The sequence below is a fragment of the Pantoea sp. ME81 genome, assembly GCF_903970985.1.
Taxonomy (GTDB): domain Bacteria; phylum Pseudomonadota; class Gammaproteobacteria; order Enterobacterales; family Enterobacteriaceae; genus Pantoea; species Pantoea communis.
In genome coordinates this window covers 1-2,009 of record NZ_CAJCKS010000327.1, presented here as the reverse complement: position 1 = coordinate 2,009, position 2,009 = coordinate 1, and the positions used below count along the sequence as shown (strand labels likewise).

Sequence of the window (2,009 nt, the reverse complement as noted above, 5' to 3'; positions counted from 1 at the left end):
CAATCACCAGCGTCAATATCGCCACCGCCCACACGGGCAGATACAGCACGACACCTAGCGCGTCGAGGTTAATCCCCTGCATCATAAAGCCGGCCATCACGCCAGCCAGACCCAGCGTTGAACCGACGGACAAGTCAATACCGCCATTGAGGATCACCAGCAACATGCCAATGGCGGGTAAGCCAAAAATCGCCACATGCGAAGCCATGGTCAGGAAGTTGGCGCCGGTAAAGTAGTTAGGTGAGAGCAAGGAAAAGGTGATAATAATCACCAGCAACGCAATAAACGCACGCCCTTCCAGCAGCAATCGCGCCAGATTGAGACTTTTATCGGTTTTCTTTTTACTCGCGACGGGTGGCGAATCCAGCGTGTGTGTTCTGTCTGTCATACCGTTTGCTCCGTTTTTCATGTCATGCCACCAGAGACTCGCCTGAAGCGGCCATAATGCGTTCTTTACTCACGCTGGAATCGAAAATGGCGTTAATGCGCCCTTTGCTCATCACCACAATGCGATGCGCAATACTCAGGCATTCGCCCACTTCCGAGGTGGTATACACCACCGCCAGCCCCTTTTTGGCGTTTTCCGCCAGCAGACGAAACACTTCCGCTTTGGCACCGATATCAATGCCGCGGCTGGGTTCATCCAGCAGAATCACTTTGGGACGGGTGGCCAGCATTTTGCCGATCACCACTTTTTGTTGATTGCCACCGGAGAGCGATCCGATGGCCGCCTCGCCGCCAGCGGTTTTCACCGTGACGTTGCGAATACTGTCCGTCACCAGCTGCTTTTCACGTCGCGGTGACAGCACCAAACCGCGCACAAATTCGCTGATACTGGCGAGCGACAGGTTTTCGCCCACTGACATGGTTTGCACCAAACCGTCGCGTTGCCGATCTTCGGGCACCAACGCAAGGCCGATTTGAATACGTTGTTGAATGGTTAAGCCGCTGACATCGGTATCCTGCAAAAGAACGCGGCCCTGGCTTTGATGAATACGCCCGGCGATACACTCCAGCAGTTCGGTGCGCCCCGCGCCCATCAGGCCATAGATGCAGACAATTTCACCGGCTTTCACTGACAGCGAGAGGTTATCCACCAGCCGAATCCCGGTTTTGCTTTTCACCGTCAGGTCTTGCACGGTCAACGCCTGGTCACCAAACTCATAACCTTGCGGCGGCGACCCCAGGTCAAAGTGATCGCCTACCATATTGCGCACGATCCATTCGAGATCGATCTCATCGCGTTTCGCGTACGCGGTCATTACGCCATCACGCAGCACCACGGCGCGATCGGTGATCTCCAGTGCCTCTTCGAGATGATGTGAGATGTATACAATGGCTACACCCTGACTGGTGAGATCGCGGATCACCTGGAACAGCACCGCGACTTCCGCAGCACTGAGCGCCGATGTCGGTTCATCCATGATCAGAATCTGTGAATTCACCGACAATGCACGGGCGATTTCGACAATCTGTTGTTGGCCCAGACGCAGGTTTTCCACCGGCGTCAGCGGATCAATTTCCTCCTCCAGCGCCGCCATCAGATGGGCGGTTATGCGGGCTTCTTCCGCGTAGTCCACCCCACCCGGCTTCATGATTTCGCGCCCCATAAAGATGTTGTCGCGCACGTTCATGTTGGGAGCGAGATTCAGCTCCTGATGGATAATCGAGATGCCGCAATCGCGTGCTTCAGTGGCGGAGCGAAACACTTTCTCTTCGCCGTTATAGAGAATTTCCCCGGATGTTGGCGTAATGACGCCCGACAAAATTTTCATTAGCGTGGATTTACCTGCGCCGTTTTCACCAAACAACGTGGTGACTTCACCGCGACGGATCTCAAAATTCACGCCTTTAAGTGCATGGGTCGATCCATAGATTTTGCTGATGTTGCGCGCTTCAAGGATCACTTCGCCTTTTAGTAGCGCCGGGTTAACGTTGAATGGTTTCATTTCACCTCCAGACTGACTGGCGTCACCATCCAGTTATTCGGCGCGAGCAAACGGAACACC

At 54.4% G+C, this 2,009-nt stretch carries 2 protein-coding genes; both read right to left on the bottom strand.

Annotation, left to right across the window (positions count from 1 at the left end):
• Window positions 1–388: ABC transporter permease (locus tag H7A81_RS27000; protein ID WP_370530002.1), on the bottom strand; the 388-nt coding region annotated here is incomplete at its 3' end.
• Window positions 389–410: 22 nt separating this feature from the next.
• Complete coding sequence (locus tag H7A81_RS26995) at window positions 411–1,949, bottom strand: sugar ABC transporter ATP-binding protein (RefSeq protein WP_058960532.1); 1,539 nt, start codon at window positions 1,947–1,949, stop codon at window positions 411–413.
• Window positions 1,950–2,009 lie beyond the last annotated feature (60 nt).

Coding starts and splice junctions, on each gene's coding strand:
- H7A81_RS26995 (WP_058960532.1), bottom strand. CDS start 1,949: ATGAAACCATTCAACGTTAACCCGGCGCTACTAAAAGGCGAAGTGATC.